This is a genomic window from Acidovorax sp. LjRoot117, from assembly GCF_964252695.1.
Lineage (GTDB): Bacteria > Pseudomonadota > Gammaproteobacteria > Burkholderiales > Burkholderiaceae_C > Acidovorax.
In genome coordinates this window covers 764,616-784,095 of sequence record NZ_CAXUPO020000003.1, presented here as the reverse complement: position 1 = coordinate 784,095, position 19,480 = coordinate 764,616, and the positions used below count along the sequence as shown (strand labels likewise).

Below are 19,480 nucleotides of genomic sequence, written 5' to 3'. Positions count from 1 at the left end.
TCCGCTTTGCTTTGAACCATAGAAGCACGGAAAGCGATATCAGTCGATAAGTGAAGAGGTGAATAGGTGGATCGACGAACGACCCGCCGAGCTCCTCCTGACGATCAGGTCAGCAAGGTCTATGGCTTCCGCGCCACCGCAAGCCTGGAGCAACCCAAGCACTAAGTCCACATCATCCTCTGATCAATCGCTAGGCCGGTCAATACACAGCCGATTCAACCGACGGACCGCATCCTGAAGCGGTGCACGCCGTCCGAGTCCAGCAGACGCTCCATCTGCCCGCCGAACCACAGACAGTGCAAATGCGCCAACGCCTCGCCCATGGCAAAGGTCATCTGGTGGGCGTCCAGCGAACGCTTGAACAGGATCGGAAGGGCATCGGCGGCCGACAAGCCGGCTCCTCCGCCGGCATCCATGATGTCCTGGAGACGATCCCGATGATGGTCTTCCAGTTGCTGGATGCGTTGGTGCAGCCCGGTAAAAGGCTTGCCGTGTGACGGCAGCACCAGGGTATCCGCGGGCAGGTCCACATACCTGCGCAGCGACGTCAGAAACAAACGCAGGGAGTCCGCCTCCGGCTCCGTGGCATGCACGCTCACGTTCGTTGAAATGCGTGGCAAAACCATGTCGCCACTCAAGAGAACACCCAAATCCTCGCAGCACAGAGCCATGTGTTCGGGCGCGTGGCCATAGCCACTGATGCATCGCCAGACCCTCCCGCCTATGTCCACCGTTCCACCGTCCAGCAACCTGCGAAACGTCGACGGAAGCGCCGGGACCAGGGTCGGGAAATAAGACACGCGGGCACGAACGTGCTGCAAGAATTCCTCGTCCCGCATGCCGTGCAATGCATAGAAATCCGCATTGGCTTCACCCCCGAAGCCGTCCCGGTCGTACACCGCGATCCTGGCGGTGTTGTAGTCTGTCGCGCTGATCCACAGGCGCACCTGCCAGCGGTCGCAGATCCAGTGCGCCAGGCCGATGTGGTCGGGGTGCATGTGCGTCACGATCACACGCAAAACGGGAAGCCCTTCCAGGCAGTTCGCAAAGACCTGCTCCCACTGCGCGCGCGTCGTGGCGCTGTCGATGCAGCAATCCACCACCGTCCAGCCGTCGACCCAGTTTCCGTGGATGTCGGGTTGGCGGTCCCACAGAAGCCACAGGTTGATGTGGTCCAGGGCGAACGGCAGTCCCATCCGTATCCAGCGAATGCCCGGCGCGACTTCCAACACGGAGCCCTCGCCAGGGAGGGCGTCGCCCAAGGGGTAGTGGATTTGGTGTTCAAGGGGATTCATGGCGGCTACCGGATGGGTTAGCATTGACGTTAACGTAAACGTCATGCATCCAGGCATTGTAGGGATTGGCAGCCCCAGGGCTGTCTCCTGGGCGAAACCACCTGCGCTGCACCCCACAAGCACCATGGCCAACACCTACAGCATCAGCGACCTCGCCAAAGAGTTCGATCTCACCACGCGGGCCATCCGGTTCTACGAAGACATGGGCCTGCTGCAGCCCGAGCGCACTGGCGCCGCAGGCCGCAACCGGGTGTACAGCGCGCGGGACCGCACCCGGCTGCGGCTGACCTTGCGCGCCAAGCGCCTGGGCCTGTCGCTCACCGAGGCCAAGGAAATCATCGACCTCTACGACAGCCCCCGCGATACCGGCGTACAGCTGCGCAAATTCCTGGACGTGCTGGTGGTGCACCGCAAGCAGCTGGAAGAGCAGATGGCGGATCTGAAGGCCAACCTCGAAGAGGTGCAAGAGCACGAGAGCGACGCCCGTGCCCTTCTGCTGCAGCTCGAAAAACAAAAATGAGCCATAATTGACGTTTACGTAAACGTAAATCTGGAGACCGTCGTGCCAACGAGCCCCTTCGAGCCCCGCTGCGCAGAGTACGCAGCCCGTGTGACCGACAGCTTTGCGCGCCAAGGCGCGATGCAGACCCTCGGCGCGCGCCTGGCGCTGGTGGCCCCTGGGGCGGTCGACATCGAGCTCGGCTGGGCCGCGGCGCTCACCCAGCAGCACGGATTCCTGCATGCCGGCATGGTCGCCACGGCGCTGGATTCCGCCTGCGGCTATGCCGGCTTCACCTTGATGGCGGCCGATGCGGCCGTGCTCACCATCGAATTCAAGATCAACCTGCTCGCGCCCGCCCAGGGCGAGCGCTTTCGCATGGAAGGCCGCGTGCTCAAGCCCGGCCGCACCATCACGGTGTGCGAGGGCCGGGCCTTCGCCATCGAGGGCGGGCAGGAAAAACTCATCGCCACCATGGGCTGCACGCTCATGGCCGTCACGGGCCGCGACCACATCCAGGGCTGAACACAAGCCTTTTCCCCTTCACCTTCGAGGAGACATCCATGAGCATTCCCGCCAACCTTCCCGGCCTGAATTTCCAGCTGGGCGAAGACATCGACGCACTGCGCGACGCCGTGCGCGACTTCGCCCAGGCCGAGATCGCCCCGCGTGCCGCAGAGATCGACCGCAGCGACCAGTTCCCCATGGATCTGTGGCGCAAGATGGGTGACCTGGGCGTGCTGGGCATCACCGTGTCCGAGCAGTACGGCGGTGCGTCCATGGGGTACCTCGCGCACATGGTGGCGATGGAGGAAATCTCCCGCGCCAGCGCCTCGGTCGGGCTGTCCTACGGTGCGCACAGCAACCTGTGCGTGAACCAGATCAACCGCAACGGCAACGAAGCGCAAAAGGCCCAATACCTGCCCAAGCTCATCAGCGGCGAACACGTGGGCGCCCTGGCCATGAGCGAGCCGGGCGCGGGCTCCGACGTGATCAGCATGAAGCTCAAGGCCGAGGACAAGGGCGGCTACTACCTGCTCAACGGCAGCAAGATGTGGATCACCAACGGCCCCGACGCCGACACGCTGGTGGTCTACGCCAAGACCGAGCCCGAGCTGGGTGCACGCGGCGTCACGGCCTTCCTGATCGAAAAAGGCATGCCGGGCTTCAGCATTGCGCAAAAGCTCGACAAGCTGGGCATGCGCGGCAGCCACACGGGCGAGCTCGTGTTCAACAATGTCGAAGTGCCAGCGGCCAACGTGCTCGGCGGCCTCAACCAGGGCGCCAAAGTCCTGATGAGCGGCCTGGACTATGAACGCGCGGTGCTCACCGGCGGCCCGCTGGGCATCATGCAGTCCGTCATGGACAACGTGATCCCGTACATCCACGACCGCAAGCAGTTCGGCCAGAGCATCGGCGAGTTCCAGCTCATCCAGGGCAAGGTGGCCGACATGTACACCGTGCTGCAGGCCGGCCGCTCGTTCGCCTATACCGTGGCCAAGAACCTCGACATGCTGGGCACCGACCACGTGCGCCAGGTGCGCAAGGACTGCGCCAGCGTCATCCTGTGGTGCGCCGAGAAAGCCACCTGGATGGCCGGCGAAGGCGTGCAGATCTACGGCGGCAACGGATATATCAACGAGTACCCCCTGGGCCGCCTGTGGCGGGATGCGAAACTCTACGAGATCGGCGCCGGCACCAGCGAGATCCGCCGCATGCTGATCGGCCGCGAACTGTTCGCCGAGACCTGCTGAGCCCGCCGCCCCAGCCAACCCCTGGCGGCACGTTGACTTCAAGGACCCCATGACGACCTCCATCGACGACCTCTTCGTACACAACCGCGCCTGGGCCGCCCAGATGGAGCGCGAGCGCCCCGGCTTCTTCACCGGCCTGCTGGCCCAGCAAAAGCCCAAGTACATGTGGGTGGGCTGCTCGGACAGCCGCGTGCCGGCCAACCAGATCACGGGCCTGGAGCCCGGCGAGGTGTTTGTGCACCGCAACGTGGCCAACGTGGTGGTGCCCACCGACCTCAACTGCCTGTCCACCATCCAGTACGCAGTCGACCAACTGCGCATCGAGCACCTGATGGTCGTGGGCCACTACGGCTGCGGCGGCGTGCTGGCCGCGCTCGAAGGCATCCGCGTGGGCCTGGCCGACAACTGGATCCGCCACGTGCAGGACGTGCGCGACCGGCACCGCGACCTCATCGCCGCTACCGCCCCCCAGTGGCGCCACGACGTGCTGTGCGAGCTCAACGCCATCGAACAGGTGGTCAACATCGCGCAGACCACCGTCATGCTCGACGCCTGGGGCAGCGGCCAGAAAGTCACGCTGCACGGCTGGTGCTACGGCCTCAAGGACGGCCTCATCAACAACCTGCACATGACGGTGGACAGCACCGAAGGCCTGGATGCGATCTACAAGGCCGCCATCGCCGGTGTCGCTTCCAAGCACCGCGAATAGCCCGGCCCCGCACCAGGCCCCCAGCCAGCCCCGGCGCGCCATGTTTCCCCAGCGGCTCGATGCCCCCGAGGCCTACGGCATCGCCAAGGCGATGATGGACGGCTTCAACCGCCACTACCGGCTGTTTCGCACCGAGTCCGCGCGCGCCAAGCACCGCTTCGAGACGGCCGACTGGCCGGGCCAGCAGCGGGCCCAGCGCGAGCGCATCGAGTTCTACGACCTTCGGGTCAAGGAGTGCGTGCGCAGGCTCGAAAAAGAGTTCGGCGCCGGCTCGCAGCCCATGGACGTGTGGCACCAGATCAAGCTCCACTACATCGGGCTGCTGGTCAACCACCACCAGCCCGAGCTGGCCGAGACCTTCTTCAACTCGGTCACCACCAAGATCCTGCACCGCACGCACTTCCACAACGACTTCATCTTCGTGCGACCGGCCGTCAGCACCGAGTACATCGAGAACGACGAGCCCGCGGCGCTGCCCACCTACCGCGCGTACTACCCCTCGCGCAGCAACCTGCACAGCACGCTGCAGGCCGTCATCGACAACTTCCGGCTGCAGCGCGAGTTCGAAGACCTCGCGCGCGACACCGCCCATGTGCTGGCCGCCATCGAGCCGCGCATCGCGCACATGACGCTGCGCGCCAACTTCCAGATCCAGGTGCTGGCCAGCCTGTTCTACCGCAACAAGGGCGCGTACGTGGTGGGCAAGATCATCAACGGCTTCAGCGAAGTGCCGTTCGCGCTGCCCATCCTGCACACCGACGCGGGCAAGCTCGCCATCGATGCCGCCCTGTTCGGCGAGGACGACCTGCTCGCGCTCTTCAGCTTTGCGCGGGCGTACTTCATGGTCGACATGGAGATCCCCAGCGCCTACGTGCAGTTCCTGCGCAGCCTCATGCCGCGCAAGCCCCGCGCCGAAATCTACAACGCCCTGGGCCTGGCCAAGCAGGGCAAGACGCTGTTCTACCGCGACTTCCTCTCGCACCTCAAGCACTCCAGCGACAAGTTCCGCATCGCACCGGGCATCAAGGGCATGGTGATGCTGGTGTTCGACCTGCCGAGCTTTCCGTTCGTGTTCAAGCTCATCAAGGACTTCTTCCCGCACCAGAAGGAAACCACGCGCGAGCAGATCAAGGGCAAGTACCTGCTCGTCAAGCAGCACGACCGCGTGGGCCGCATGGCCGACACGCTCGAATACAGCGAGGTCGCCTTCCCGCGCGACCGCTTCGACGATGCGCTGATCGCCGAGATCGAAAAGTTCGCCCCCAGCCAGCTCGAGATCAGCGACCGCGACGGTGACGGCCAGACCGAGGTCATCATCAAGCACCTGTACATCGAGCGCCGCATGGTGCCGCTCAACATCTACCTGCAGGAAGCTTTCGATGCAGGCCTGTCCGACCCGCGCGCCCACCAGCGGATGGAGCGCAGCGTGATCGAATACGGCAACGCCATCAAGGACCTGGTCGCCGCCAACATCTTCCCGGGCGACATGCTCTGGAAGAACTTCGGCGTCACCCGCAACGGCAAGGTCGTGTTCTACGACTACGACGAGATCGAATACCTCACCGACTGCCACTTCCGCCGCGTGCCCGCGCCGCGCAACGAGGAAGAAGAGATGAGCGGCGAGGTCTGGTACAGCGTCGGCCCGCGCGATGTGTTCCCCGAAACCTTCGGCCCATTCCTGCTGGGCAACGACGCCGTGCGCGAGGTCTTCATGAAGCACCACGCGGACCTGCTCGATGCCGCGTTCTGGCAGTCGCACAAGGAGCGCATCCAGGCCGGCCACATGCTCGATGTCTTTCCGTACGACAGCGACCGGCGCTTTGCGCGCGGCGCAGCTCCCTAGCGCGCGGCGCTGCTGCAAACGCTGCCTCCACGCTCCCGCATCTTTCGTTCACACAACACCGACAGCAACCCAGGAGATCCACACCATGACCACAGCCACCCAAGACCCCATCGTCATCGTCGGCGCAGCGCGCACCCCCATGGGGTCGCTGCAGGGCGACTTTGCCAGCCTGTCTGCCCATGACCTGGGCGGTGCCGCGATCAAGGCGGCCATGGAGCGCGCAGGCGTATCGCCCGACGCCGTGGATGAAGTGCTGTTCGGCAACTGCCTGATGGCAGGGCAGGGCCAGGCGCCCGCGCGGCAGGCGGCCTTCAAGGGCGGCCTGCCCAAGGGAGCGGGCGCGGTCACGCTGTCCAAGATGTGCGGCTCCGGCATGAAGGCCGCGATGATGGCGCACGACATGCTGCTGGCCGGCACGCACGACGTCATGGTGGCCGGCGGCATGGAGAGCATGACCAACGCGCCCTACCTGCTGCAAAAGGGCCGTGGCGGCTACCGCCTGGGCCACGACCGCATCTTCGACCACATGATGCTCGACGGCCTGGAAGACGCGTACGAGGCCGGCCGCTCCATGGGCACGTTTGGCGAAGACTGCGCTGCCAAGTACCAGTTCACCCGCGAGCAGCAGGACGCCTTCGCCACCGCCAGCGTGCAGCGCGCCAAGGCGGCCACCGAGTCCGGCGCATTCGCGGCCGAGATCGTGCCGGTGACCGTCAAGACCCGTGCGGGCGAGACCGTGGTGTCGACCGACGAAGGCCCGGGCAAGGTCAAGCTCGAGAAGATCGCCACCCTCAAGCCCGCCTTCAAGAAGGACGGCACCATCACCGCCGCGTCCAGCTCCAGCATCAACGACGGCGCGGCCGCCCTGGTGATGATGCGCGAGTCCACGGCCCAAAAACTCGGCGCCACGCCCCTGGCCCGCATCGTGAGCCACGCCACCCACGCGCAAGAGCCCGAATGGTTTGCCACCGCCCCGCTGGGCGCCACGCAGAAGGCGCTGGCCAAGGCCGGCTGGCAGGTCGGCGACGTGCAGCTGTGGGAGATCAACGAAGCCTTCGCCGTGGTGCCCATGGCGCTGATGAAGGAGCTGGACCTGCCGCACGACAAGGTCAACGTCAACGGCGGTGCCTGCGCCCTGGGCCACCCCATCGGCGCGAGCGGCGCCCGCATCATGGTCACGCTGATGTATGCGCTGAAGGCCCGTGGTCTGACCAAGGGCCTGGCCACGCTGTGCATCGGCGGCGGCGAGGCCACGGCCGTGGCGCTGGAACTCGTCTGATGGCGGCGCCCGCATCGCCCGAGATCACCGCGTTCTGGGCAGAGTTCAGCGCCGCGCAGCCCACGCTGCAGGCGCTGCCCCTGCGCGACCGCGTGGAAGCGGCCAACACCATCCTCGAGCGCCACCTGGAAGGCCTGGCGCTCGAGATGTCCGGCGGCGACGATGACGCCGTGGTGGACCTGATCGCCACCGCGCATGGCAGCGTCGCCAACTTTCCGCTGCTCATGCAACTGGTGGCCGCTGCGCCCGCGCTCGCGCACTACCGGCTGCGAGCTTTCCGCGAACGCACCACCCAGCCCGACTTCCCCATCGGCATGGACGGCTTCGAACTCGAGACCTCCGACGTGCTGGTGGCCTGCAGCCGCGATGACGGACAGGCCGCGCTGGAGATCCGCTTCGGCCGCGAGATCCCGAGCGACTACCAGGACCACGCGCGCAACATGGCGTTCATCATGCTCGACCATGTGCTGGGCGAGTACGACTTTGCGGTGAAGGTGGGCGCGGTGGACTTCGTCGAGATGCCGCAGGACCCCGACGCGCAGTGGACCCCGCTCAGCCAACTGCCTCCGGTGTTCGACCGCCATTGGATCAATTTTCTGGGCCGCACGGGAGAGTTTCCCCAGGGCGAGCACGACTGGGCAGGGATGACGCTCGCCTTCGGCCCAGGCGCCGACGGCAGCGGCGACGAGGATGAAGAGATCGACGGCGAAAGCGAGAGTGAAAGCGACGGCGACTCCGACGACACCGCCATCGTCATGGTCAACCGCAGCGCGCAGCCCGTCGCGATGCGGGCCGACCTCGCCTACGCGCTCGAGCTGGACCTGGCCGTCGAAAACCGCGAAGAGCTGGCCGCCGTGCAGGCCTTGCAGGACCAGGCCGCCACCTTGCTCGAACTGCCGCAGCTGGGCATCCTGGCCTACACCATGACCCGCGCCGGCCGCCGCAAGGCCGTGTACTACGTGGGCGACACCCAGATGGCACGCCAGGCGCTGGCGCCGCTGCTGCTGCGCGACGAAGCCGCCTCGCTGGAGCTGACCACGCGCTTCGACCCCACGTGGTCGGGCTACTTCGAATTCGCCGTGCACCTGTAAAAAGTGGCTTTGTACAACGCGCCATCTGCATTGCTATCAATTCAATAGCTGCTTGCGCTTGTCCATCAAGCGGTAGAGCCCTGAAAGGTCTTGAAAATGAAGTCCATCCTCATCATCGGCGCATCGCGCGGCATCGGGCTGGAGCTGGTGCGCCAGTACACCGACGCGGGCCGCCGCGTGATCGCCACCGTGCGCGACGACGCCGGGCGCGAGCGGGTGCAGGCCCTGGGCGCCGAGGTGCTGACCATCGACGTCGCCCACCCCGCCAGCGTGAGCGGCCTGGCCTGGCAGCTCGACGGCGAAAAGATCGAGACCGCCTGGTACGTGGCCGGCGTCATCCGCCGGCCCAACGCGCTCACGCCGCCCACGCAGCAAGACTTCGACGCCGTCATGCACACCAACGTGCTGGGCGCCATGCAGACCCTGCCGCAGGTCGCGCCCCTGGTGGCCGACGCACAGGGCGTGTTCGCGTTCCTGTCCTCGTCCATGTCGCAGATCGGCAGCGTGCCCGACAGCGGCTCGTGGCTGTACCGCACCAGCAAGGCCGCGTTGAACATGGCCGTGGCCTCGGCGCAGCACGACTACCCCGGCGCCACCCTCATCACCATCGACCCCGGCTGGGTGCAGACCGACATGGGCGGCGAAGGCGCTGCGCTCACGGTGCAGGACAGCGTGCGCGGCCTGCGCGCCACCGTGGCGGGCGTCACGGCCGCCGACAAGGGCCGCCTGCTGCACCACGACGGCCGACGCGCCGCCCACTGGTAATTCTTTCGACCGAACACAACGACCTCCGGAGACAACCCCGATGCTGCTGACCCAAGACCAGGAAATGATCCGCGACGCGGTGCGCGATTTTGCCCAGGAACAGATCTGGCCCCACGCCGCCCGCTGGGACAAGGAGCACCACTTCCCCCACGACGTGCACCAGGGCCTGGCCGCCCTGGGCGCCTACGGCATCTGCGTGCCCGAAGAGTTCGGCGGCGCCAACCTCGACTACCTCACGCTCGCCCTGGTGCTGGAAGAGATCGCCGCAGGCGACGGCGGCACCAGCACCGCCATCAGCGTGACCAACTGCCCCGTCAACGCCATCCTCATGCGCTACGGCAACGCCCAGCAAAAGCGCGACTGGCTCACGCCGCTGGCCCGCGGCGAGATGCTGGGCGCCTTCTGCCTGACCGAGCCGCATGTGGGCTCCGACGCATCGGCACTGCGCACCACGGCGGTGAAGCAGGGCGATGAATACGTGATCAACGGCGTCAAGCAATTCATCACCAGCGGCAAGAACGGCCAGGTGGCCATCGTCATCGCCGTCACCGACAAGGGCGCGGGCAAGAAGGGCATGAGCGCCTTCCTCGTGCCCACCAGCAGCCCCGGCTATGTCATCGCACGGCTCGAAGACAAGCTGGGACAGCATTCCAGCGACACCGCGCAGATCAACTTCGACAACTGCCGCATCCCGGCCGAGAACCTCATCGGCGCCGAAGGCGAGGGCTACAAGATCGCCCTGGGCGCGCTCGAAGGCGGCCGCATCGGCATCGCCGCCCAAAGCGTGGGCATGGCGCGCAGCGCCTTCGACGTGGCGCTGGCGTATTCCAAGGAGCGCGAGAGCTTCGGCACCGCCATCTTCAACCACCAGGCCGTGGGTTTCAGGCTGGCCGACTGCGCCACCCAGATCGAGGCCGCCCGCCAGCTCATCTGGCACGCCGCAGCGCTGCGGGATGCCGGCAAGCCCTGCCTGAAGGAGGCCGCCATGGCCAAGCTCTTCGCCAGCGAGATGGCCGAGCGCGTGTGCAGCGCCGCCATCCAGACGCTGGGCGGCTACGGCGTGGTCAACGACTTCCCGGTGGAACGCATCTACCGCGACGTGCGCGTGTGCCAGATCTACGAAGGCACGAGCGACGTGCAGAAGATCATCATCCAGCGCGCGCTGGCGTAGCGCGCTTCGGGGTATACCGCGCCGTGGCCGCAGCCCACGGCGACCTGCCGCGCCACGCCACGGCCTTCTGCACATTCACTGCGCACTGTCCCGCCGCCGCAGCACCACCGTGATCTGCCCGTTGGTCTCGATGGTGGCGCGCTCCACCTCGTGGACGTGCAGGCAGCCACCGGCGCGCAGGGCCGCCTCCAGGTCCTCGGCCGAGAGCAGCTCCTTGTGCATCAGCGTCTCGTTCACCTGGCCGTTGCGCACCAGCACCTGGGGCGTGCCGTCGATCAGGCGCTCCAGCCACCGCACGCGAAAAGTCATGTGCGCCAGCACCACATGGCAGGCAATGAGCGTGGTGGCGGACACCAGCCCGCCCACCAGCGAGTTGTCGCCCGCGTTCATCGAGTTCTGCACCGCGTTCGACAGGATGAGCAGCAGCACGAGGTCGAACGGCGCGAACTGTCCCGTCTGCCGCTTGCCGGTCAGCCGCAGGAAGATCAGCAAAAACACATACACCACCACCCCGCGCAGCACGAACTCCCACCAAGGCACGCTTGTTGTCCACATGGCCCCACTCCTTATTGCAGTTGCCGCCAGATCGTAAACAGGTTCGCCCCAGCGCGCGTAGGTGAAAATCGGCTTTGGCGACACGTGTCCGCCAGAGCGAGCGCGCCACGCCACCGTGGGGGCCGCCGCCCGGCGCACCGCCACCCATTCCATCCTGAAAGAAGCTTCACATGCTGCGTCGCCAGTTTCACCATGCCACCGCGGCCACCCTGGGCGGGCTCCTGCTGCTGGCCGCCCACCAGCGCGCGCTGGCGCTGTCGCTGGGCGACCTGACGAATGCCGATGCGTCCGGCGGCCTCAAGGCTGCGCTCGGGCAGGGCGCCCAGGCTGCCGTGGCACTGCTGGGCCGGCCCGACGGCTTTCTGGGCAACCCGCAGGTGCGCATCGGCCTGCCGGGCTACCTGGCCGATGCCGCCAAGGTCATGAAGTCCCTGGGCCAGGGCAAACGCATCGACGAGCTCGTCACCTCCATCAACCGCGCCGCCGAGGCCGCCGTGCCCATGGGCAAGGACCTGCTGGTCGGTGCGGTGCAAAGCATGACGGTGACCGACGCCAAGAACATCCTCACCGGCGGCAGCACCTCGGTCACGATGTTCTTCGCCGACAAGACGCGCGCCCCGCTGGGCGAGCGCTTCTTGCCCGTGGTGAACCAGGCCACCGAAAAGGTCGGCCTCACGCAGAAGTACAACGCGTTCGCCGGCAAGGCCGCAGGCTTCGGCCTGCTCAAGCCCGAGGAGTCCAACCTCGCGCAGTACGTGACCGGCAAGACGCTCGACGGCCTGTACTTCATGATCGGCGAGGAAGAGCGCCGCATCCGCCAGGACCCGGCGAGCGCCGGCAGCGCGATCGCCAAGAAAGTCTTCGGAGCCTTGCGGTGACGCGCAGCCACCGCCCCGCGGCCATCCCATGCCTTTGAAGAACACCGACCCCTGCCCCTGCGGACGCACCCAGGCCCCACCCGGCAAGGGCGCCAGGGCGGCAGCCTTGGCGTATGCCCACTGCTGCGGACGCTACCTCGACCACTGGGACGACGCTCCCGCGCCCGACGCCGAGAGCCTCATGCGGTCGCGCTACACCGCTTTTGTCCTGGAACGTGGCGACTATCTGCAGGCCACATGGCATGACGGCACCCGCCCGGCCGCGCTGGACTTCGAGCCCGGCACCAAATGGCTGGGCCTTGAGGTGCGCGGCCACCGTGCGACCAGCGACGACCGCGCCGTCGTGGAATTCGTCGCCCGCTACCGCGTGGGCGGCCGCGCGGTGCGCCTGCACGAGACCAGCCGCTTCGTGCGGGAGCAGGGGCGGTGGTTCTATGTGGATGGGGATTCGTCCTGACACGCAGCAAGCGCCGACGGAATGCCCTGCATGCACAAGCAGACGCACTGGCACTGAGCAACATGGCGCAGCCCGGGGACACGGGCGCGGTCGACATCAAGGAGAGGGTGATTCATGGAGCGATGGACAACATTGGCGACCGCCGCCGCACTGCTGCTGGCAGCGGTGCCGCTCTGGATGTGGGTGGCTGTGGCGCGCGGCTTGGCCGCCCTGCGGATGCAGCAGACACAGTCGACGACTGTGGAGCGCGCGGAGGTTCCCGCCCCCTACCGCGCCATTCTGGACGGCGCTGAAGCGGAAGCTGCAGCACTGGGCTTTGCCTACGTTTACAGCCTGAAATCCTCCCCGATCGCGCACATTTCTGGAATGCCGTGGATCTACAGCGACGTGTATGTGTCTGCCGATGAGCGCTCGCAGCTGCAGGTGTCTCCCTCCAACTTGCCCGATGCAGCCCGGCCCTGCGTCTTCCAGTGGGTCACGGTGTGGGAGGACGGCCGCCCCCATGACGTGACGCTGCACTGCTACCGGCATTTCTTGCTCTGGTGGCCGCCTACGTGGCAGGTCCACGACGACTACGTTGCCTCCGTGCGCGAAGCCTGGCAAGGTCACCAGCGCCGCGTGGACGCGGGATGTGCCGCTGGCCGGCAGCCCGTGACGGATATCGGCACGGTTCGTGACGCGGCGATCGCCTGGTCGCAAGAGATGCTGCCGCATGGCGTAGCCCAGGGCTACCTCACACCCCTGCCAGGGGCGCTCGCCGCCGAGCCCGGATCCGTTGGCGTGCCGCTGTGGCGTATCCGCTGGCCGGCGGCGCTGCGGCTCGCACCGGCGTTGCTGCGCGGTGTGCGCCGGTCCGGCCGGGTGCTTTCGGGCCATCCGGCGGCTGCCGCCTCCACGCCGTCGAACGCGGAAGTGGCGTTGCAGAACGACCTGCAAGCCTTTGAGCAGCACCAGTCGCACATGGCCGAGGTCGCAGCCCGCCCTCGGCGAAAATGGCTGGCGTTGGGTGTCACGGCTGCCTTGTTCATGGTGGTGGGGGGACTCCTGATGAGCTGGCGCAGCGCACTGCTGGTGCTGGTGGCCATTGCCCTGCATGAAGGCGGCCACTGGTGGGCCATGCGGTGTTTCGGCTATCGCAATCTCTCGGTGCTCTTCATCCCCGGTCTTGGCGGCGTCGCCATGGGGCACAAGCCCGAGGCCTCGACCTGGAACAAGCTGGGCGTGTACCTGGCAGGCCCGATGCCCGGGCTGTTCCTGGGGGTGGCGCTGTTGCTGGCGGTCGCCCGGGGCTGGCTCCCCGGTTCCGGATGGGTATCCGACTTCGCGATCATGTGCCTCGCGATCAACTACCTCAACCTGCTGCCCGTGCACCCTCTGGATGGAGGCAGGGTGGTCGAATCCCTGCTCTTCGTGCGCTGGCCGGTGCTGCGCTTTGCGTTCGTACTGATCGGGGTATTTGCGTTGGCGGCGTTGGGTTGGTTCTTGGGCGATGCGGTGACGTTGGCGCTGGCAGGCCTGCTGGCGTTGGGGCTGACACACCACTGGCGCCTGATGCGGGTGGATCAGTTGGTGGCCCGACCCGCCGACGGGCAGGCACTGTCGGAGCGCGACGCTGCCGCCCGCATCTTCAAGGCCACGCAGCATCCCCGGTTTTCTCGCTGGTCGTTCACGCAGCGCCTGGCCGCCGTCCGGGCCCTGCTGCCAGAGTTTCAGGGCGCGCGCCTGGGTGTGGTGGGCACGTTGGCAGGGCTGGTCATTTATGCCGCTTGTCTGGCTCTTCCCGTGGTGGCCTTGGTGGCATCGGGTGCTGCGAGCGGACGGTGGCCAGTGAGGTCTGCACCGAAGTACCCGCCCGACGACATGCAGAAACCTTCGGCATCCCGTCCCGCGCCAGACAAAGCTCTATCGATAACGTCCGAAGAGTGGAGCCGCAGGCTCGCCCGTGCGTCGGAGCAACCCGCCAGCCAACGCCTGCAAACCTACCTGGGCGCCGCGGGCGACGCGCTCGATATGGAAGACACGCAGACAGCTCTGGAGCGGTATCAGCAGGCCTGGGCGCTGGCGGAGGACCTGCCGCCCGCCACCGAACCGGACCGGGCCCGCGCGCAACTGGGCCTGCTGCGCGCTACCAGCGATCCGGAAGCCGCGAGGGCCTGGGGCCTGCGTCTGCTGGCGGACGTGCCCACCGGTGCGGGCCCTGTGCTCGACACCCTGCGGGCAGAGGCCGAGCGGGACTTGGCGTACAACGCGCCCACGGTGACGGCGCAAATCGAGCACATGCAGCGTGCGCTGATGCACTGGGAAGCGCTGGCGCAGGGGGCTTCGGATCACGCTGCGGACCATGAAGGGGCCGCCCAGCAGGCGTCGTATGCACGGTCCAGCCTGTCGCGCTGGCACGATCAGCGTGGACAACCCGCAGACGTGGACGAGGCGCGCCTGCTGCTGCAACGCAATGTGGACGCTTGGGAATGGCCTGCGCCCTCCGACCGCAGCCCGGACGCCCTGCGCAACCGCATCCGCCGGACTTCAGCGATGCTGGACCTGGCATGGTTCGCGCTGGAGCATGGGCAGGCCGAGACGTCGCGGCAAATCGCACAGCAGGTCATGACGATGATTCCTGCACGCGTCACCATCAGTTGGGTGCATGTGCAGGACCGAGCCCTCGAAACCAGGGTGTGGGCCGATCTGTCAGGGCCGAGTACTGGCGAGCTTCTTGAAAGCTGGAAGGCGTGGCAATCGTCCGTGCGCAATACCGTACAGCCGCGGCGTGATCTGGTGGCGCAGCTGGACAGGTGGGTGGTCACCCACCGCCTGGGGCTGGGCGGACAGGCCGACGAGGCCCGCGCACATGTCCTGCGGGACGCCGAGCGCGGCGGGTACTGGGTGGAACGCTGGTGTGGTCCCCTCGGTACAGGTACCGCTGAGGCTGCGCAGGATGTGCGTGAGCGAGCCCGCCGTGAGGCCGCGCAGGCCACCGGGCTGTGCGCTAGCGCCAGCTCCGCTGCGGTCAAGAGCCCGGTAGAGAATCGATGACCCAGCCCACGCAACCACGCCCAACGAACATCTGAACGAAAAGTGAGTGACCATTCAATGAACCGATTCGAAGCCATCCTGTTCGACTGCGACGGCGTGCTGGTTGACAGCGAGCCCATCACCAACGGCGTGCTGCGCGACATGCTGGCCGAGGCCGGGTGGGCGCTGACACCCGAGGAATGCATGCGCATCTTCATCGGCAAGACGGTGCGCAGCGAAGCCGCGCGCATCGAAGCGCACACCGGGCGGCCGCTCACCGATGCGTGGATGGCCGACTTCTATGCCCGGCGCAACACCGAGCTGGACCTGCGCCTCACCGCCATCGAGCACATCCACGGCACCATCGAGCGGGTGCATGCGCACCACGGCGGGCGCATTGCCTGCGCCTCGGGGGCGGACCGGCACAAGGTGGAGATGCAGCTGGCCAAGGTGGGGCTCACGCCGTACTTCGAAGGCCGCATCTTCAGCGGCCACGAGATGCCGCGCACCAAGCCTGCGCCGGACGTGTACCTGGCCGCCGCAGCCGCCCTGCAGGCGCAGCCGCTGCGCTGCGCGGTGGTGGAGGACACGGTGACCGGCGTCACGGCCGGCGTGGCCGCGGGTGCCACGGTGTTCGCGTATGCCCCGCTGGGCGATGGCGAGGCCCTGCTCGCCGCGGGCGCGACGCGGGTGTTTGGCAGCATGGCCGAGTTGCCGGCGCTGCTGGGCTGCTGACGTTTTCGCTGCAGGAAGCGCGTGCCCATGACGATGCCCATCTCCCCGAAGCGCCGCCGCTTGCCGCGGTGGCTGCGGCACTGCGCCGCCCTCGCCGCCGTCGGCATTCTCATGGGCTGCTCGTCGGTGCGCCCCTGGATCAACGAGCCGCTGCCGCTCGAAGACCAGAACATCCCGGTGCGCAAGTCCGAGCGCGACCCGACCATCCTCGTGGCCGTCACGCTCTCGGGAGGCGGTGCGCGTGCAGCAGCCTTCGGCTTTGGTGTGCTGACGGAGATGCAGCAGACCCGCTTCCAGTGGAACGGCCGCGACACCACCCTGCTCGATGCCACCGACGTGGTGAGCGGCGTCTCGGGCGGCAGCATCGTGGCGGCGTACTTCGCGGCGCATGGCATCGACGGCCTGCCGCGCTTCGAGCACGACTTCCTGCGCCAGAACTTCCAGAACAGCCTCATCAGCCAGGCCCTGCGCCCGGGCAACCTGGTTGACCTGACCTCGCCCTGGCTGGGCCGCACGCACCTGCTGGCGCGGCGGCTCGACGATCTGTATGGTGGGCTGACCTTCGGCGACGTGGAGCGGCGCCCGCGCCACCCGCAGTTGTTCATCACCGCCACCGACATGTCGCTGGGCACGGGCTTCGAGTTCACCTGGGAGCAGTTCTCGCTGATCTGCTCGGACCTGCGCAAGGTGCCGCTGTCGTTCGCGGTGGCGTCCTCGTCGGCCGTGCCATTGCTGCTCAGCCCCATGACGCTCAAGAACTACGCCGACCAGTGCCCGGCCCACCGCGCGGCGTCCACCGTGGGCGCGCGCGCCGCCGGGGGCGACTACCGCGCCCGGCTGTACCGCGCCCACGAGCTGAGCTACACCGACGCGCAGCGCAAGCCCTACATCCACCTGGTCGATGGCGGCCTGGCCGACAACCTGGGTGTGCAGCGCCTGCTGGACCGGGCCCTGGCCGGCGGCGGGCTGCGCCAGACCTTCAGCGAGGTGGGCATACCGCCCGCCACCATCCGCAAGCTGGTGCTCATCACCGTGAACGCCGAGCGCGACCCGTCGGTCAACATCGACATGAGTGACAAGGTGCCCAACATGGCGCAGGTGGTGGACTCGCTGCTCTTTGGCACCGGCGCCCGCGCCACGCGCGAGACGCAGGAGTTTCTGCGCGACATCACCCGCCAGTGGCGCCAGTCGCTGGCCGAAGGCTCCAAGGGCGAGAGCGATGCGTTCGCTCCCGATGCGGAGATCCACGTCATCCCGGTGAACCTGCGCGACGCGCCGGACGACGTGGCGCGCCGCCGCCTGCTGCAGGTGCCCACGGCGTTCTCCATCGCGCACGAAGAAGTCACGGACCTGATCGAGGCGGGCGGCAGCGTGCTGCGGCACTCGCCCGAGTTCCGCGCGCTGGTGCAGTCGCTGCTGCGCAGTGCGCCGCCGCCCCCGTCGCCGCAGTAACGGGCGCTGGCCCGTATCCGTGGACGCGGCGCCGCCCGCGTCACAGTGCGGGCGGGTCGTCGTATCAGCGGCGCATCAAGGCCGCGTGTCGGGCGCCGGGGTGGTGGGCACGTCCTGGTCCTCGGCCGCCTCGATCTGCGCGGCGTGGGCCCGCTGGTAGCCCGGGCGGTCCTGCAGCCGCTGCCAATAGGCCTGGGTGGCCTCGCCGAACTGCGGCTCCAGACCCAGATGGTCGGCCAGCAGCAGTGCATAGCCCACCGACACATCGGCCGCGGTGAAGCGGCCCGCGCACAAGTAGTCCTGGCGGGCGACCGCGGACTCCACCGCGCGCAGGCGCGCCAGGAACCAGCGGCTGTAGTCCTCCACCACCTGCGGCTGCTTGCGCTCGGCAGGCTCGAAGCGTCCATAGCGCAGCACCAGCGTCTGCGGAAAGGTGAGCGTGGCCTCGCCCAGGTGCAGCCAGTTCAGGTAGGCGCCGAAGGCCGGGTCGGGCGGGCGCACCTCCAGCCCTGCATCGGGGTGCGCGGCGGCCAGGTACTGGCAGATGGCGGCGGACTCGGTCATGCGCACCTGGCGCGTGCCCTCGCCCTGCACCAGCAGTGGCACGGTGCCCAGTGGGTTCTCTTCCAGAAACCAGCGCGCCTTGGCGCGCGGCGGGAACGGCATCATGTGCAGCGTGTACGGCAGGCGCAACTCTTCGAGCATCCACAAGGGGCGGAAAGACCGGGCGCTGACGCAGTGGTAGAGATGGATCATGGGCAGAGCGGGCCCGCCAGGGCGGCAGGCAGTGGTCAGGCAAACAAGTGGAATGCAGTGTAGTGGCGCACCGCGGGCGGGGCTGTCGGACAGGTGCCATGCAGGGTGCAGATCGTGCCGACCGCCGCATGCGCCCAACGGCTGTCAGGCATCGCGGGACTGGCGGCGAAACTCCGCGGGCGAGTGCCCCGTCCAGCTGCGGAACGCGCGGATGAAGCTCTTTTCGTTGACGAAGCCCGCCGCCTCGGCCACCTGCTTGATGGGGCGGTCGGTGCGGTGCAGCAGGTCCACCGCGCGGCTTTGGCGCACCTCGTCCTTCAGGCCCTGCAGCGTGGCGCCTTCTTCCTTGAGCTGGCGGTGCAGGGTGCGCGGCGACACGTGCAGCAGCGCGGCCAGCGACTCGGCACTGTGCTGTGCCAGCGCGGGCGCGGCGTGCCCAGCCACCGTGGCGCCCAGCAGTTGCCGCACGCGCTGCACCAGCAGGCGGTCGCGCCGGTACTGCAGCACCGTGAGCGGCAGCGCGTGCTGCAGCATCTGCCGCAACGCGGCCTCGTCGCGCCGCAGCGGCAGGCTCAAGTAGCGCGCATCGAAGTGGATCGCCGTCTGCGCCGCGCCAAAGGCCACCGGGCCGCGGAACAGCACCGCATAGGCATCGGCATGCGGCGGCGCGGCAAAGGCAAACTCCGCCGCGGTCAGCGGTATGCGCGAGTCCACCAGCCAGCAGGCCAGGCCGTGCGCATTGCGCAGCACCGACACCAGGCAGAACTCGCGCAGCGCCCCCAGGTCGCGCGCCACGGTGATGCGCAGCGTGGCGGTGTCGCCTTCGGTGGTCAGGTGCAGCGCGATATCGTCCGCCAGCAGGCCGTGGTGCCGGCACCAGCGCGCCAACGCCACGCCCAGGTGCGGCGAGCTGATCGATGCGCGTGCCAGCATGCCGTAGCTGCCCCAGGGCAGGCGGCGGCTGAACCAGCCCAGGGCCTCGTCGTCCAGCTCCTGCATGGCGGCGTCCGAGATGCGCTCCATCTGCCAGGCCGTGATGCGCGCCTGGTCGTCGTGCAGCAGCTGCGGCGCAATCTGTGCCTGCGCCAGGGCCTGGTCGGGGCGCAGGCCGCGCTGCTCGTACGCCAGTACGATGGCCCGCACGAACGCGATCGGCGTGACGGCTGGGGCGGCGGTGGGGGGCAAGGCCTGCCAGGCGGGCTCAGGGGTCGGTGCAAGGGATTTCACGC

General features: G+C 67.6%; 18 protein-coding genes. 14 read left to right on the top strand and 4 right to left on the bottom strand.

Annotated elements, in window-relative coordinates; genetic code table 11:
- Nucleotides 1–215 precede the first annotated feature (215 nt).
- On the bottom strand, nt 216–1,295 hold the full coding sequence (locus tag ACSQ3D_RS13195) for an MBL fold metallo-hydrolase (RefSeq protein ID WP_436127195.1): 1,080 nt from the start codon (nt 1,293–1,295) through the stop codon (nt 216–218).
- 124 nt (nt 1,296–1,419) lie between these two features.
- Between ACSQ3D_RS13195 and ACSQ3D_RS13190 the strand changes: the two genes are divergently transcribed.
- From ACSQ3D_RS13190 to ACSQ3D_RS13150, 9 genes are all read left to right on the top strand, one after another.
- Nucleotides 1,420–1,815, top strand: a complete 396-nt coding sequence (locus ACSQ3D_RS13190; protein WP_056414436.1) for a MerR family transcriptional regulator — start codon at nt 1,420–1,422, stop codon at nt 1,813–1,815.
- Nucleotides 1,816–1,935: 120 nt separating this feature from the next.
- Nucleotides 1,936–2,319 (top strand): PaaI family thioesterase, encoded by a 384-nt coding sequence (locus ACSQ3D_RS13185; RefSeq protein ID WP_200912402.1) that lies wholly within the window; start codon nt 1,936–1,938, stop codon nt 2,317–2,319.
- 38 nt (nt 2,320–2,357) lie between these two features.
- Entirely contained in the window at nt 2,358–3,548 is a 1,191-nt protein-coding gene (locus tag ACSQ3D_RS13180) for an isovaleryl-CoA dehydrogenase (protein ID WP_436127194.1), read from the top strand.
- A 49-nt stretch (nt 3,549–3,597) separates the two neighbouring features.
- Nucleotides 3,598–4,257 carry a carbonate dehydratase gene (can, locus tag ACSQ3D_RS13175; RefSeq protein ID WP_396506835.1) on the top strand — a complete coding sequence of 220 codons (660 nt, stop codon included), beginning with the start codon at nt 3,598–3,600 and terminating at the stop codon, nt 4,255–4,257.
- Between the two features lie 40 nt (nt 4,258–4,297).
- Nucleotides 4,298–6,100 (top strand): bifunctional isocitrate dehydrogenase kinase/phosphatase, encoded by a 1,803-nt coding sequence (gene aceK, locus ACSQ3D_RS13170; RefSeq protein ID WP_436127193.1) that lies wholly within the window; start codon nt 4,298–4,300, stop codon nt 6,098–6,100.
- 85 nt (nt 6,101–6,185) lie between these two features.
- Nucleotides 6,186–7,379, top strand: coding sequence for an acetyl-CoA C-acyltransferase (locus tag ACSQ3D_RS13165; RefSeq protein WP_436127192.1), 1,194 nt, complete (start codon nt 6,186–6,188; stop codon nt 7,377–7,379).
- The gene (locus tag ACSQ3D_RS13160; protein WP_436127191.1) at nt 7,379–8,470 is read left to right on the top strand and encodes a DUF695 domain-containing protein; all 1,092 of its coding nucleotides are present in this window, start codon (nt 7,379–7,381) and stop codon (nt 8,468–8,470) included. The genes ACSQ3D_RS13165 and ACSQ3D_RS13160 overlap by 1 nt, the downstream gene beginning before the upstream one ends.
- A gap of 96 nt (nt 8,471–8,566) precedes the next feature.
- Nucleotides 8,567–9,235, top strand: a complete 669-nt coding sequence (locus tag ACSQ3D_RS13155; RefSeq protein ID WP_056414420.1) for an SDR family oxidoreductase — start codon at nt 8,567–8,569, stop codon at nt 9,233–9,235.
- A 40-nt stretch (nt 9,236–9,275) separates the two neighbouring features.
- A complete protein-coding gene (locus ACSQ3D_RS13150) occupies nt 9,276–10,406 on the top strand; it encodes an acyl-CoA dehydrogenase family protein (protein ID WP_396506830.1) in 1,131 nt (376 codons plus the stop codon).
- A gap of 75 nt (nt 10,407–10,481) precedes the next feature.
- On the opposite strand, the gene ACSQ3D_RS13145 is transcribed toward ACSQ3D_RS13150, so the two are convergent.
- Nucleotides 10,482–10,961: a DUF421 domain-containing protein gene (locus ACSQ3D_RS13145; protein ID WP_056414414.1), complete on the bottom strand. Its 480-nt coding sequence runs from the start codon at nt 10,959–10,961 to the stop codon at nt 10,482–10,484.
- Nucleotides 10,962–11,131: 170 nt separating this feature from the next.
- Here ACSQ3D_RS13145 and ACSQ3D_RS13140 point away from each other — a divergent pair, with 170 nt between their 5' ends.
- From ACSQ3D_RS13140 to ACSQ3D_RS13120, 5 genes are all read left to right on the top strand, one after another.
- Entirely contained in the window at nt 11,132–11,839 is a 708-nt protein-coding gene (locus tag ACSQ3D_RS13140; protein WP_436127190.1) for a DUF4197 domain-containing protein, read from the top strand.
- Between the two features lie 28 nt (nt 11,840–11,867).
- Nucleotides 11,868–12,296 (top strand): YchJ family protein, encoded by a 429-nt coding sequence (locus ACSQ3D_RS13135; RefSeq protein WP_436127189.1) that lies wholly within the window; start codon nt 11,868–11,870, stop codon nt 12,294–12,296.
- A 114-nt stretch (nt 12,297–12,410) separates the two neighbouring features.
- Nucleotides 12,411–15,329: a hypothetical protein gene (locus ACSQ3D_RS13130; RefSeq protein WP_436127188.1), complete on the top strand. Its 2,919-nt coding sequence runs from the start codon at nt 12,411–12,413 to the stop codon at nt 15,327–15,329.
- Nucleotides 15,330–15,386: 57 nt separating this feature from the next.
- A complete protein-coding gene (locus ACSQ3D_RS13125) occupies nt 15,387–16,043 on the top strand; it encodes an HAD family hydrolase (RefSeq protein ID WP_396506825.1) in 657 nt (218 codons plus the stop codon).
- Between the two features lie 27 nt (nt 16,044–16,070).
- The gene (locus tag ACSQ3D_RS13120; protein WP_436127187.1) at nt 16,071–17,495 is read left to right on the top strand and encodes a patatin-like phospholipase family protein; all 1,425 of its coding nucleotides are present in this window, start codon (nt 16,071–16,073) and stop codon (nt 17,493–17,495) included.
- Between the two features lie 75 nt (nt 17,496–17,570).
- Here the strand turns inward: ACSQ3D_RS13120 and ACSQ3D_RS13115 are convergent, their stop codons facing one another.
- Complete coding sequence (locus ACSQ3D_RS13115; protein ID WP_436127186.1) at nt 17,571–18,251, bottom strand: glutathione S-transferase family protein; 681 nt, start codon at nt 18,249–18,251, stop codon at nt 17,571–17,573.
- Nucleotides 18,252–18,395: 144 nt separating this feature from the next.
- Nucleotides 18,396–19,478, bottom strand: coding sequence for an AraC family transcriptional regulator (locus tag ACSQ3D_RS13110; protein WP_436127185.1), 1,083 nt, complete (start codon nt 19,476–19,478; stop codon nt 18,396–18,398).
- Between the last annotated feature and the right edge of the window lie 2 nt (nt 19,479–19,480).

Excerpts from the sequence above, each read along its gene's own strand:
- ACSQ3D_RS13160 (WP_436127191.1), top strand. The coding sequence starts at position 7,379 with ATGGCGGCGCCCGCATCGCCCGAGATCACCGCGTTCTGGGCAGAGTTC.
- ACSQ3D_RS13140 (WP_436127190.1), top strand. The coding sequence starts at position 11,132 with ATGCTGCGTCGCCAGTTTCACCATGCCACCGCGGCCACCCTGGGCGGG.
- ACSQ3D_RS13185 (WP_200912402.1), top strand. The coding sequence starts at position 1,936 with ATGCAGACCCTCGGCGCGCGCCTGGCGCTGGTGGCCCCTGGGGCGGTC.
- ACSQ3D_RS13190 (WP_056414436.1), top strand. The coding sequence starts at position 1,420 with ATGGCCAACACCTACAGCATCAGCGACCTCGCCAAAGAGTTCGATCTC.
- aceK (WP_436127193.1), top strand. The coding sequence starts at position 4,298 with ATGTTTCCCCAGCGGCTCGATGCCCCCGAGGCCTACGGCATCGCCAAG.
- ACSQ3D_RS13125 (WP_396506825.1), top strand. The coding sequence starts at position 15,387 with ATGAACCGATTCGAAGCCATCCTGTTCGACTGCGACGGCGTGCTGGTT.
- ACSQ3D_RS13120 (WP_436127187.1), top strand. The coding sequence starts at position 16,071 with ATGACGATGCCCATCTCCCCGAAGCGCCGCCGCTTGCCGCGGTGGCTG.
- ACSQ3D_RS13115 (WP_436127186.1), bottom strand. The coding sequence starts at position 18,251 with ATGATCCATCTCTACCACTGCGTCAGCGCCCGGTCTTTCCGCCCCTTG.
- ACSQ3D_RS13180 (WP_436127194.1), top strand. The coding sequence starts at position 2,358 with ATGAGCATTCCCGCCAACCTTCCCGGCCTGAATTTCCAGCTGGGCGAA.
- ACSQ3D_RS13195 (WP_436127195.1), bottom strand. The coding sequence starts at position 1,295 with ATGAATCCCCTTGAACACCAAATCCACTACCCCTTGGGCGACGCCCTC.
- ACSQ3D_RS13150 (WP_396506830.1), top strand. The coding sequence starts at position 9,276 with ATGCTGCTGACCCAAGACCAGGAAATGATCCGCGACGCGGTGCGCGAT.
- ACSQ3D_RS13155 (WP_056414420.1), top strand. The coding sequence starts at position 8,567 with ATGAAGTCCATCCTCATCATCGGCGCATCGCGCGGCATCGGGCTGGAG.
- ACSQ3D_RS13145 (WP_056414414.1), bottom strand. The coding sequence starts at position 10,961 with ATGTGGACAACAAGCGTGCCTTGGTGGGAGTTCGTGCTGCGCGGGGTG.
- ACSQ3D_RS13135 (WP_436127189.1), top strand. The coding sequence starts at position 11,868 with ATGCCTTTGAAGAACACCGACCCCTGCCCCTGCGGACGCACCCAGGCC.
- ACSQ3D_RS13130 (WP_436127188.1), top strand. The coding sequence starts at position 12,411 with ATGGAGCGATGGACAACATTGGCGACCGCCGCCGCACTGCTGCTGGCA.
- ACSQ3D_RS13165 (WP_436127192.1), top strand. The coding sequence starts at position 6,186 with ATGACCACAGCCACCCAAGACCCCATCGTCATCGTCGGCGCAGCGCGC.
- can (WP_396506835.1), top strand. The coding sequence starts at position 3,598 with ATGACGACCTCCATCGACGACCTCTTCGTACACAACCGCGCCTGGGCC.